The 11,150-nt window shown below is 63.2% G+C and carries 10 protein-coding genes, 3 pseudogenes and 1 other annotated feature; all 13 genes and pseudogenes read right to left on the bottom strand.

All coding sequences use genetic code 11. The features are described 5' to 3' along the window. Positions 1 to 211 precede the first annotated feature (211 nt). A pseudogene (locus M1617_05230) lies at positions 212 to 913 on the bottom strand (IS3 family transposase). 13 nt (positions 914 to 926) lie between these two features. Continuing rightward, positions 927 to 2,152 (bottom strand): IS3 family transposase gene (locus tag M1617_05225; protein ID MCL5887683.1). Its coding sequence is split into 2 segments (ribosomal slippage): positions 927 to 1,873 and positions 1,873 to 2,152, totalling 1,227 coding nucleotides; the frame shifts between segments, so codons are not numbered across the junction. Further along, positions 1,761 to 1,877: a sequence feature (AL1L pseudoknot), on the bottom strand. Its footprint overlaps the gene before it by 117 nt. 371 nt (positions 2,153 to 2,523) lie before the next feature. After that, positions 2,524 to 3,282: a hypothetical protein gene (locus M1617_05220; GenBank protein MCL5887682.1), complete on the bottom strand. Its 759-nt coding sequence runs from the start codon at positions 3,280 to 3,282 to the stop codon at positions 2,524 to 2,526. 153 nt (positions 3,283 to 3,435) lie between these two features. Beyond that, complete coding sequence (phnE, locus tag M1617_05215) at positions 3,436 to 4,257, bottom strand: phosphonate ABC transporter, permease protein PhnE (GenBank protein ID MCL5887681.1); 822 nt, start codon at positions 4,255 to 4,257, stop codon at positions 3,436 to 3,438. Beyond that, positions 4,254 to 5,009 carry an ATP-binding cassette domain-containing protein gene (locus M1617_05210; protein ID MCL5887680.1) on the bottom strand — a complete coding sequence of 252 codons (756 nt, stop codon included), beginning with the start codon at positions 5,007 to 5,009 and terminating at the stop codon, positions 4,254 to 4,256. The genes phnE and M1617_05210 overlap by 4 nt, the downstream gene beginning before the upstream one ends. Next, the gene (gene phnD / locus M1617_05205) at positions 5,009 to 5,920 is read right to left on the bottom strand and encodes a phosphate/phosphite/phosphonate ABC transporter substrate-binding protein (GenBank protein MCL5887679.1); all 912 of its coding nucleotides are present in this window, start codon (positions 5,918 to 5,920) and stop codon (positions 5,009 to 5,011) included. Before phnD ends, M1617_05210 begins: the two co-directional genes overlap by 1 nt. A gap of 13 nt (positions 5,921 to 5,933) precedes the next feature. After that, a pseudogene (locus M1617_05200) lies at positions 5,934 to 6,248 on the bottom strand (transposase). A gap of 270 nt (positions 6,249 to 6,518) precedes the next feature. After that, positions 6,519 to 6,875 (bottom strand): cell wall-binding repeat-containing protein, encoded by a 357-nt coding sequence (locus tag M1617_05195; GenBank protein ID MCL5887678.1) that lies wholly within the window; start codon positions 6,873 to 6,875, stop codon positions 6,519 to 6,521. Then, positions 6,827 to 7,416 (bottom strand): annotated as a pseudogene (locus M1617_05190) (transposase). The gene M1617_05195 and the pseudogene M1617_05190 overlap by 49 nt, the downstream one beginning before the upstream one ends. Continuing rightward, complete coding sequence (locus tag M1617_05185) at positions 7,392 to 7,910, bottom strand: universal stress protein (GenBank protein MCL5887677.1); 519 nt, start codon at positions 7,908 to 7,910, stop codon at positions 7,392 to 7,394. The pseudogene M1617_05190 and the gene M1617_05185 overlap by 25 nt, the downstream one beginning before the upstream one ends. Positions 7,911 to 8,022: 112 nt before the next feature. Further along, a complete protein-coding gene (locus M1617_05180; GenBank protein ID MCL5887676.1) occupies positions 8,023 to 9,471 on the bottom strand; it encodes a DUF3360 domain-containing protein in 1,449 nt (482 codons plus the stop codon). 286 nt (positions 9,472 to 9,757) lie between these two features. Then, positions 9,758 to 10,033: a 4Fe-4S binding protein gene (locus M1617_05175; protein ID MCL5887675.1), complete on the bottom strand. Its 276-nt coding sequence runs from the start codon at positions 10,031 to 10,033 to the stop codon at positions 9,758 to 9,760. Then, entirely contained in the window at positions 10,030 to 11,133 is a 1,104-nt protein-coding gene (gene hgcA / locus M1617_05170; GenBank protein ID MCL5887674.1) for a mercury methylation corrinoid protein HgcA, read from the bottom strand. The genes M1617_05175 and hgcA overlap by 4 nt, the downstream gene beginning before the upstream one ends. Between the last annotated feature and the right edge of the window lie 17 nt (positions 11,134 to 11,150).

Below are 11,150 nucleotides of genomic sequence, written 5' to 3'. Positions count from 1 at the left end.
CCACTCAAGTTGAGGTATTGACACGCCGATGAACGGGGTACATAGTACTTGCTATATCATCCCCGCTGGATCAGCTTTCGGGCCTCTGGCGGGGTCAGTCTTTTCTGGGGGGTAGTTCATGGGGAATGTGTCCATTCCGGCGGTACTGAGAGCGCATGTGTTCTTCGATGGACAGAACCTGTTCAAGACTACGAAGTGAATCGCCCCGGGTTCACTGGAGACCTGATTCCTTGAGTCCGACTGTATCGTTCGCGGCTCGCTCAAGCCAGTAGAGACCTTCGTATTCCGCCGGCGGAATGTCGCCGATCGGCTCGAGCAGCCGGTGGTTATTGAACCAGTGCACCCACTCAAGCGTGGCGAACTCGACGTCCTCTATGCCGCGCCACGGACCCTTCCTCCTGATCACCTCGGTCTTGTACAGGCCGTTGATCGTCTCGGCGAGCGCGTTGTCGTAGCTGTCTCCTTTGCTGCCGACGGAGGCGACGGCGCCCTCCTCTTCAAGCCGTTCGGTGTAGCGAATCGATAGATATTGAACGCCGCGATCGGAGTGGTGCACCACACCCTCGGCCCCGCCGCGTGCGTGCACCGCCATCTCCAGCGCGTCGAGTGCGAGATCTGAACGAAGCGAACTCGACACGCGCCAGCCGACTATCATGCGCGAGAACACATCGGTGACGAACGAGACGTAGACGAATCCGCTCCAGGTCGCGACGTAGGTGATGTCTGCGACCCAAAGCTCGTTGGGGCGGATCGCGACGAACTTGCGATCGACGAGGTCCGCGGGCCTGTCGGCCGCAGGGTCGGCAATCGTGGTGACCTTGTATCCACCCCGCTTCACGCCCGAAAGTCCCAGCTCACGCATCAGTCGTGCGACCGTGCAGCGCGCCACTGGGACACCTTCGCGCTTGAGCTGAATCGCCCCGGGTTCACTGGAGACCTGATTCCTTGAGTCCGACTGTATCGTTCGCGGCTCGCTCAAGCCAGTAGAGACCTTCGTATTCCGCCGGCGGAATGTCGCCGATCGGCTCGAGCAGCCGGTGGTTATTGAACCAGTGCACCCACTCAAGCGTGGCGAACTCGACGTCCTCTATGCCGCGCCACGGACCCTTCCTCCTGATCACCTCGGTCTTGTACAGGCCGTTGATCGTCTCGGCGAGCGCGTTGTCGTAGCTGTCTCCTTTGCTGCCGACGGAGGCGACGGCGCCCTCCTCTTCAAGCCGTTCGGTGTAGCGAATCGATAGATATTGAACGCCGCGATCGGAGTGGTGCACCACACCCTCGGCCCCGCCGCGTGCGTGCACCGCCATCTCCAGCGCGTCGAGTGCGAGATCTGAACGAAGCGAACTCGACACGCGCCAGCCGACTATCATGCGCGAGAACACATCGGTGACGAACGAGACGTAGACGAATCCGCTCCAGGTCGCGACGTAGGTGATGTCTGCGACCCAAAGCTCGTTGGGGCGGATCGCGACGAACTTGCGATCGACGAGGTCCGCGGGCCTGTCGGCCGCAGGGTCGGCAATCGTGGTGACCTTGTATCCACCCCGCTTCACGCCCGAAAGTCCCAGCTCACGCATCAGTCGTGCGACCGTGCAGCGCGCCACTGGGACACCTTCGCGCTTGAGCTGCTTCCACACCTTGCGAGCGCCGTAGCAGCCGTCGTAGCTTTCGGAATACACTCGCTCGATCTCGGGCTTGAGCTCGGCATCGCGCAGCGCTCTGGCCGACGGCTCACGCGTCTTGGCGGCGTAGTAGGTTGAAGGGGCGATCGGCAAGACCTCGCAGATCGGCTCGACCCCGAAACGGTCGCGGTTAGCGTCGATGTAGTCGACTACCTCTTCTGTCGGCGGTCGAGCTCCGCCCCGAAGAAAGCCGCAGCGCTCTTCAAGATCTCGTTGGCGCGCCGAAGCTCGCGGTTCTCGCGCTCTAGCTCCTTCATGCGTTCGCGCTCGCTGCTCGTAAGACCCGGTCGCAGTCCGTCGTCGGTCTCGGCTCGCCTGACCCAGAGACGAAGCGTCTCCGGCGTCATGCCGAACTTGTCCGCGATCGACTTGATCGCCGCCCACTGCGAGTCGTATTCGGGCGTGTGCTCGAAGACCATCCGGACGGCTCTTTCACGCACTTCTTGTGGGTACCTCGTCTGTCTGTTCATGACCCCATCCTCTCAAACGACGGGGTCTCCGGGAATCCCGGGGCGATTCACTAAAGGCTCGCTACTGCGACCGGGCTGCTCGGTAAAAAGAGGGCCGGACGGGCCGGCGAAAAGGAAGAAAGCGGTTGTGGAAAGCGCGGCAACTAAAACGGCTAGGATGGTGATGGAAAGCACCGGCCTGGCTCGTACTCGAGTTAGCAGACCCGCAGTTTGTGAGCCTGATGTGCTCTCAGTTTGTGTCGCACGCGAGTCCAATTACCACCCCCAGGCGTTGCCGCCCCCATAGTGAGTATGACTCGTACTCTACATATAGACAGCTGCGCGGTGCAAAACATAAATTGGAGCGCGTAAGAATTTGGGGGGGTCCACTCTCAGTTCATGGGATTGAACATCGCGCGGAACGGCTGACGGGTCGAAAGCGGCATCAGGTGTCCCGCCGGTGGTTCATATCCCTTACCGTCTGAGTGTACCATCTCGTATCCCGATCCGTAGCGGCGCTTCTCGAGAATCGCCGCTTGCCGGTTTCGATCCTTCTTTCTGAACGACACCTCCCGCACCGGCACAGGAAGCTTCTCGCCCGATGCAAGCGTGGCCCTGATACGCGCCACGTCGCTTGCGCCCTCTCTGGACCACGCCCCGCCCCACACCTTCATCCGGGCGGCGTAGAGGTGTGCCTGGGTCCCCTCCATCGTCCCCATGCTCGGTGCGTCGGCCTCTATCGAGGCGCGGTTGTTCTTGATGTAGCCGATCAGCTGTCGCGTCTTGGCCTCCTCACCGAAACCGATGTCCAGGCGCAAGCGGAGCACCTCGAGCAGCTCGTCGATCTTGCCGGCGTAGAGCATCTCGAATAGCGGAGCGGCGTCTTGCGGCTCTGGAAAGGCCGTCTTGATCGCGCGATTCAGATGCCAGGGATCGAGCTTGTGGACGATCTTTGGCCCGTGCAGGTGATCGGCCAGATCGCCGCACCATTTCGCGCCGTCGCTTCCCTGTGTAGCAGCGCTTGAGCGAAGGAAGCGAGTAGTGGCCGGCCAAGTGTGCCACGCCCTCCTCCCAGAAACGCTTCGGGCCGCCCACGAGGGCGTGGTGCACGACTCCGACGCGTCTACCTGCTTTCTTGTCCTCGTAAGCACACAGCGCTTTGACCTCGACACCTCGACCGCGAGCCCGCTGAAGCGCCACCCAGATCCCGTCAGCCTCGACCCTGAGCCCTGAGATGCCGGAGGTGGCTACCGCCTCCGGCTTCAACAACGCCGTCTCGCGATTCGCCGGCCTGCAGCAGGGCCTCACAGGTTCTTGATGAGCCCCGAGCGAACGGTCGCGCTCAGCCGGTCGACCATCGTGACGAGCAGTAGGAGCACCGCGAGGAGTGGGAGCATCTCATCGTAGCGGAATAGCCTCATCGCCAGGTCGATCCGCTGACCGAGACCGCCCGCGCCCACGAACCCCAGCACCATCGCCGCCCGGATGTTGCACTCCCACTGGTAGAGCGTCACGGACACGAGCGGACCGATCGCCTGGGGCAGGACCCCCCACACGAGGACTGCCGGGGCCCCGGCACCAGCCGCCTGCAGGGAGTGGACCGGCACCGGATCGACCGATTCGAGCGCCTCGGAATAGAGCTTGCCGAGGAGACCCGCACTATGGACGGTCAGCGCGAGTACTCCCGAGAACGGCCCGAGCCCGACTGCGGCGATGAACATCAAGGCCCACACGAGGTCCGGGATCGTCCGCATCGTGTTTAGGATGCTACGGGCAACGTGGTAGGAGAACAGCCGCACCCGGGTCCCCGCGCGGCCGCGCCCCCCAGGAGCAGCCGCGCCGGGAGCACGCATACCGAACGCGGCGAGCGGCATAGCGATCGCAGCACCGAAGACCACCCCGAGAAGCGACATCTGCACCGTCTCGATCGCCGGCCCGACAAGGCCCAGTAGGTAGGCGGAGGACATCTCCGGCGGGAACAACCCGGCCAGGAAACGCGCTATCTGGGTGCGGCCATCGGCCCCGAACAACCGTGCCGGATCGACGCCGGCACCGCGTGCGCTCCACACCACGAGCACCAGTACCGCGGACGGCCAGACCAGGCGCGAAAGCGAGCGGGGCCTCACGCAGCGCGCCCGCTCCCGTAGACCTGTCCGACGATCTCTTCGGACAGGGTGTCCTGCGCGCCGTCGAAACACACCTGGCCGTCGCGCAACGCGACGATCCGGGGGAAGTGTCGGCGCGCTTTCTCCACATCGTGTACCGAGCACAGCACGATCGCCCCGCGTTGGGCCTCTGCAGCCAACAGGCCGAGGATAATGTCGGCGGTCGCAGGATCCACTGAGGCGACCGGCTCATCGGCGATGATCAATCTGGGCGACTGGAGCAGAGTCCGTGCGACCGCCACCCGCTGGCGTTGCCCGACGCTCAGCTCGCCGATGCGATCGTGCTCGCGACCTTCGAGGCCGACCCGTCCGAGCACCTCTGCGACGCGCTCGAGTTCCGCCCCCGTAGGACCCAGCAGAACTGACGCAATCACCTTGGCCGGGCCCCATGCGTGCATCTCTCCCCCGATCACCGCCATCGCCCCGGAGATCGTGGTGGGAAGCCCGTGTTGCTGGTGGACGTATCCGATCGCCCCTTTGAATCCGCGCGCTCTCTCGGCAGCGTACAGATCGGCTCCGTCGAGAAGGACCCTCCCTGCCGAGGGGCGTGCGAGACGCGCCAGCGAGCGGAAAAGCGTCGACTTGCCGGCCCCACTCGGTCCGATGACCGCCACGGCCTCGCCCGGCGCGGCGGTCAGGCAGACATCCCGCAGCACCCACTCCCGGCCGGAGTAGGAGAAGCCCAGCCCGTCGACTGTGAGACCCCGATCCACTACTCCTCCGGATCGATCAGGCCGAGCGCTACAGCATCTTTACGCAGTTCGGCGTAGTCGTCCGCATCGACTGCCACGTAGGAGCGGGCACGTAGCAGATCGAGCAGCACCGGGTCGTCAATCGCGAGGAAGGCGTTGCGGATCTCGTCCTTCAGTTTGTCGTCCATGCTGCTGACCACGCACCACGGGTAGCCCTGGACCAGCACTCTGTCCACGATCTTGATACGGGACTCGTCGACCCTGCCGTCGGCAATCATCCTAGCCAGGATCCGGCCTTCGATACCACCCGCGGCCACCGTACCGTTCTCGACCGCCTTGGCGGTCGCATCGTGTCCACCGGAGTAGAGCACCTCGGCGATGGGAGCGAAGTCCTGCCGCCAGTCGTAACCCGCTTCGACGAGCATCTTGCGCGGATAGAGCGACCCCGAGGTCGATGCCGGGTCGCCGAAGGCGAAGCTCTTTCCCGCGAGATCGGCGAGAGTTTCGACCCCGCTGTCCACCCCGGCGATGATGACACTGTAGTACTCCTGGGTCCCGGTCTCCGCATCGATCTCGGTGACGATCGGCTCGAGCTCGACCTGCTGGAGCGCTTGCGCGTACGTCAAGCCGCCGAAGTAGGCCATGTCGAGGTGGCCCGAGACCATCGCCTGGACCACACCGGAGTAGTTGGTCGCGACGAACAGTTCGACCGGTCGACCAAGCGTGTCCTCGAGATACTCCCGGAGCGGTTCGTACTTGGCCTTCTGCTCTTCGGGGGCGATGTTGGGGATGAGCCCGACCCGTAGCGGTGACGCTTCCGATGCCCCCGGCCCTTCTGTCGGGCCCGAATCCGCCGGGGAACAACCCCCCAGAACGGAAGCGCCGAGCGCCGCGAGGACGAGCAGGACGACAGCCAGATTCGAACGCCTCATGGTATCACACTCCCTAATAATCACTATCCAGTGTGCCAATACTATATTCAGGAACACCGCCCGTCAATGCCGAGTAGACCTCGCGAGCGAGGTAGCGCTTCAGGCAACGGATGATCTCCGGCTTGGAGAGACCCTCGGCGGTCCGCCGCTGCGCATACGCACGGGTGCGCTCGTCGTGTGCCAGACGCATGATCACGGCCATATACAACGCTCGGTTCGCCTGGCGGTCCCCGCCGCGACTCAGGCGGTGCCTGTCCGTGCGTCCGCTCGAGGCGGGGATCGGAGCGACGCCGCACAGCCGCGTAAAGGCGGCTTCCGAGTGCATGCGCTCGATGTTCTCGCCCGCGGTGAAAAGCAGGCGGTCCGCATGGTCCACGCCGACGCCGCACTGGGCCATGGTGCGGGGTGCCGCCTTGCGCACTAACCTCGATTCTCCACGAAGATCTCGAGATTTGTGCTTGAAATGAAAGACGGTGACCCTCTGGCTGGGATAATGGTAGTTGCGACACCGCCATGAACCCAACAAGAAAGATCACCGTATCTATGAAGGCTACCACGGCTCGCCTCCCTGTTGAAGTCACCTGCGATGCCGAGGATCTTACGTCTCGTGCCGGTACCGCTCTGCCTCACGATCCTCGATATCGATGCCACAGCTATGCCGCCGAGCACGAGCACGTCGGTCACGCCTGCCATCGCTGCCTGCGTACCGGCGGTGATGCCTCTCGTGGGATGCGCGAGGTACAGCGGCGAGCGGTGCTGCGGCAAGGGCATCGGGGAAGTTCGCGCCGGTAGCCACGAACGCCGTACCGTCAAAGGCACCTCCCTTGACCTCGATGACGCGTGCGGCTACGGCATCCGCCGTCTTGTAGCGGTCATCACCCTTGATGCGCTCGACGTTCGTGTTGCCTAGAAGCGTCTTCGATGTGCGGCCGGGAAGGCCAGTGCGGTCAGGCACTCCTCGATGTGTTCGTCGATCGCGCCGGCGACCTTGGGGTGCGTCGGGCGCCACTTGTCGGCGATGCGGGCGGCCACAGTAGGCGCGGCGGCCCGATCGCTCGCGGCGAACACCTCACGCAGATCGGCGACGAACTCCTTGCATCTGGCGAAGGCGATCTTCTCCGTCAGATCCCGGGTGAAGTGCACCAGGCAGCGCTGCCAGCTCGCTCCCTGGAAGTGCCGGGCAACTGCGGCCTTGAGTCCCTCGTGAGCGTCCGAGGTGACGAGCACGACCCCGGAGAGCCCGCGGGCCTTCAGGTCGGCGAACAGCTCCTCGTAGGTGGCGCGGCTCTCGGTGTCGGCGACGCGCACGTCGAGCGTCTCACGGTACCCGTCGCTGCGGACCCCGTAGGCGATCAGCACACCGGCCGAGACCACGCGCGTCCGCCTCGGCGCACCTTCTCGTAACGGGCGTCGACGAACAGGTACGGCCATGCGCACTCGCCCAAAGGACGGCTCCTCCACGCGCGGTGAGTTAGTGAATCACCATGACGGGGCACTTAGACAATCGAGTGACTTTGTCCGCAGTGCTCCCGATAAGTATTCTGCTTAGGCCGGTCAATCCAGTAGTTCCCAAGATGATGAGGTTCACCTTCTCTCGTTCGGCAACCTTGAGGATCGTCTCGCTCGCCCTTCCATGCTCCATCAAGGTGGTCACCCTCACGCCTTGATCTTCTCCGAGTGTTCTGGCTATCTCAAGACCGGCCTCGGCCATGAGAAGCGACTCTGGTTTTCCGATTCTGTCGTAGTATTCGGTCAATATGCCATGAACATCTACGGACTCATCCACTACGTGCTTGTCTGATCCCAATTGAGCAAGCACGTCGTACCCTCGCGCACCTACGTCAACCAACGTGGTGTTGACGCTGAGTGCGAGAACCTCTGCGTCCTTCTCCCGCGCCATCTCTATGGCATGCCTGATCGCACGTATCGACGGCTCCGAGCCATCGGTCGCGACCATGATCTTCTTGATCTTCTCTATCTCAGTCATCATGCTCTGCCGCCTCCTCCAGAAACTAAGTGGACTGCGTCCCCTTCTTTCAAGACCTCGCTTAGCATCGGTGCCTTCAGACCCGGCCACCACATCTGTGGATTTGCGACGACTCCTATATGAGCGCGGGAATCCCGGGGACCAGTCCCGCAGCCGCCATCGCAACCGTGCATATCAACCACATTGCAAGCGGTATGGCGACGCGGTCAACGGGTACCAGGCTTCTTGTCCTCTCGGCGTCCCCGAGTACGCCACTGTTATCAAGCAGCATCGCCAGCGACCATCCGAACACCGGGTTGATAAGCGCTGAGCCAAATATGCATAAACCGGCGCCCCAGGAATCCATTTTGGTCTGAATCATCTGCATGCCGGCTTCGAGTAGCGGCAGAAACACCCCAACAATCAGGGCGACCCTGAGCATCGGCGGCCACACTGCCATGTCCATCGGGTACCCGATGAGAGACGCAAGAACACAGCCAATTCCTGTCAATATCGCGCCTGCGGGAATCGGTCGCCTGGCGATTCCTGCAGGGATTATGTACGTTCCCCACGACGACGTGAGATTTCCGCCCCCGAGAACGCTTCCAACTGCTTGCCGCACAGAGCAGACGACCATCGTGTCGTCGACATGCATGAACACTCTCTCTGATCCCTTTGGATAGTTCACTTCCTGGAAGATGCGGTGACTCAGGAAGTCGGGGGGCCACATGGCGATCGCGAGTATGGCAAACGGCAGTACCGCAATGAAATGCCCAAGGTCCGGCATCCCCAGCATCCAGCCGGTCCCCTCTCCCCACCAGTAGAACGGATTCAGGTTCGGAATGCCTGGCGAGGTCTTGAACTCAAAGGGCGCACCCATAGACAGTGCGACAATGACCGCAAAGAAGGAGCATAAGGGTATCGCCATCCATCTCTTACCTATTCTTGCCAAGTACGTGTATACGATGATCGTCACGAATATGACGACAAGAAACACCAGCTCGAGCCCGAGTGGTTTTGCCCATGCCCTCAATGCATCTATCTGTCCTAGCAGCCCCGTTAGTCCCAGAAACACAAGCAGTCCCCCGCGCACGCCGACTCCAGTGAGGTTTACTAGTCTTGACCCACCCTTCATCAATCCAAGCATCAGCCCGAATACCCCGACCATCACACCAAGGGCAAGAGGATGGCCCCCGGCAAGAGCGATGAGACCGATCAAAGGGAGCATCGGTCCATGGCTTCCCGGAAGATTCACCCGTGGATTCAGAAATCCGCTGACGGGAATAACGAAGAGCAGTGCTGCGATCAGCATCTCGAATCTGACGTTTTCCACCACGAACTCCGGCGTAAGACCAAAGCCGGCTGCAAATGCTGAGACTATCGCCGTCACCATGACGATCTTCCCGATCGTCCCGGATATCGCAGGGACGATATCCTCGACTTCAAAATTGAAGTCTCGCCCCGGAAGGTTGAGAGCCCATCGCTTGGGTCTCATTGTCTTGAGTTCATTCTCCAGGTATTCATCCCTTGTCGCGAATGAACTCTGTGGTCTACGAAGATTCCTATACGTGTCTTCTTCTGCCACCTGGTCGACCCTCCATTCGACACGAGCGATTCCTGAGTGCTCAATGGGGTTGGAGTTGCCCCGCTCTTGTTGACACCTCAACTTCAGACAGCGACTGCTGCCTGAGCGTTCTCAGCTCGCATTGTCTCGTATTCGCTCGGCGAGAGATATCCCGATGCCGAGTGACGCCTATGCACGCCGCTACCAGGCGGCTGGGAGGACTGGCTGAAGGAGCTCACGATACCTCCTCGTCGCCGTTTCGTGGCGGTGCCTCCTTCTCACCCTGGAAGAACCTTGGGTTGGCCCCTCAACACCCGCAGCTCGGTTCGCTCCCGGTGAGCCATCCGTTGATGATCGCGGCGGCGCACCCCACCCCCGGCGTAAGCGCGATCGCATTGAACGCGCAGTTACGCGCGCATGCGCCACATTCCATGCACGCGCCCCGGTCGACGAGCACCGCCCGGCCACCCTCTATCGCGAACACCCCGTGGGGGCAGACCATGGCGCACTGACCGCACCCTGTGCACCGCTCAGCATCGTACTCGAGCGTGACGACCTCTTCGATGTAGCGCAGCGCCCTCACCCACCCATCACCGCGCCTGCCACGAGCACCGCGATGCCGACGACCACGCCGACTACCTGCACAGGGATCGCGCGGCGCATCTCCCACTCGACCCCGCTCGGCGAGGTGTACGTCGATGAGCCCGTGAAGTTCATGCCGACGAAACTCGCCAGCGCCGCCGAGACGACCGCCATGCCCCACAGCCATGCCGGACCACCGGCTAGCGTGAGCGCGAGCGCAAGCACGAGCGCCGTGACGGCCCCGGCTGTCGCCCCCTTGAGCGCGAACGCGCGACCGGGCAACCACGGCAGCAGCAGCGGGGTAAGCACCGCGCCGGCGATGACCGCGACCGTCGCGAAGAGCACGCCGGCCGCCGCCAGCGGGAAAGCCAGCGGCCACCACACGACCGAGAGCGCCCACGCTGCGATGAGGAGAGCCGCCGCCGGTGCGAGCACCTGCGGGCGCCAGAGCACCGAGAGCTCAACACCCATAACTTGCGCGCGGTCGGCCAGCCGGAACTCAACACGTCGCATCGCCTCGGTCGCCTTCATACCGGCGTCCAGGAACGCCGGGAGATCGACGGCGCGCACCGGCCCCCACACCACCGAGAAGCCGGTCTGCACGCGCACCTCGTGCGCCGCCACCCCGGTCGCTGCGAGTTGCGGCAGCACGAGTTTCGTGTGGCTCACCACCTGCGGGAGGTTGACCGTGCGCACTCGGCGTACCACCTCGGCGGTGCCAAAGACACCCTTGCCCGCCGCGCACCACACATTGATGCCGCGCGAGTCGATGACGAGCAGCCACGCGTCACGGCCCGCCATCGCGCTTCTCACCACATCGAGCGTGAGCTTGTAGTTGCCGGTGACGAGCACCGGCGCCGCGTCGTCGGGCTCGCCGATGGCGTAGAGCCCCGGGCGCACCCGGTGGCGGCTTCGGCCGATGTTTGCGCGCACGCGCAACGCGCCGAGACGGTCGGCCCGCGTGAGCTCAGTGGAGACTACTGGCACCGGCCCCATGAGCGTGACGACCTCGCCGCATTCGAACGGCTGTTGCCCGTACTCGTACTCCTCGGTCGCAAGGCCACAACACGACGCGCCCTGCGGCGGGCAACACTCGGACATCGGTCAACCTCCCTACC

This window comes from Actinomycetota bacterium (assembly GCA_023488435.1).
Classification (GTDB): domain Bacteria; phylum Actinomycetota; class Coriobacteriia; order Anaerosomatales; family UBA912; genus UBA912.
The sequence above is the reverse complement of the archived record's forward strand: the minus strand, read 5'-3'. Positions and strand labels throughout refer to the sequence as shown.